The sequence below is a fragment of the Thiolapillus sp. genome (assembly GCF_048562965.1).
Lineage (GTDB): Bacteria > Pseudomonadota > Gammaproteobacteria > Chromatiales > Chromatiaceae > Thiolapillus > Thiolapillus brandeum_A.
Genome location: NZ_JBHNMF010001661.1, coordinates 1 through 522 on the forward strand (window position 1 = coordinate 1; position 522 = coordinate 522).

General features: G+C 53.1%; 1 protein-coding gene. It reads right to left on the minus strand.

Features of this window, described 5'->3' with window-relative positions; all coding sequences use genetic code 11:
• Nucleotides 1–175: 175 nt before the first annotated feature.
• Nucleotides 176–442: a hypothetical protein gene (locus ACOCD2_RS26085; RefSeq protein WP_293816039.1), complete on the minus strand. Its 267-nt coding sequence runs from the start codon at nucleotides 440–442 to the stop codon at nucleotides 176–178.
• Between the last annotated feature and the right edge of the window lie 80 nt (nucleotides 443–522).

Genomic DNA, 522 nt, shown 5'->3' on the forward strand with positions numbered 1-522 from the left:
AACGCAAGAAAGGTCAACGAGGCAGACCGCGAAAGTATGGGAGAAAATACACGCCCAAGCGTATTGCGCATCTGAAACGCTCCATGGTCACCTTGCCATTGTATGGAAAGGAGCAAGAGGGGCGTTATCGGAGTAAAGTGTTAACAGGCTGTTGAAAAAGACATCGATTTTCCCGCTAGTTCCACTTGGGAATGGAATTTGATTGTCTTTTTGCGGGCACAGCATCGTTTTTCGATCGCTGCCAGCCATGGAGAGCGAAGCGAAGGCTGGTAGTCCCCAGTAGCCGCGAGGCCGCACTGCTTACCCGTCGTGCGCATAGCGCCAGAGGGGAAGCAAAGTAGGCATTCGAACGCGGCGTCCAGTCATTGGGAGACAAGTACGGAGCAGCAACGAGCTTGCGAAGTTGTTGTGTAGTGCTTGGTGACCAGGACGGCTGGGGCACGAATAGGTTGTCAAAGGCCGAGTCGATTTTGGGGACTGGGATGTCCCAAAATCTATCACGAGGTCGAAGACACGCTTGAA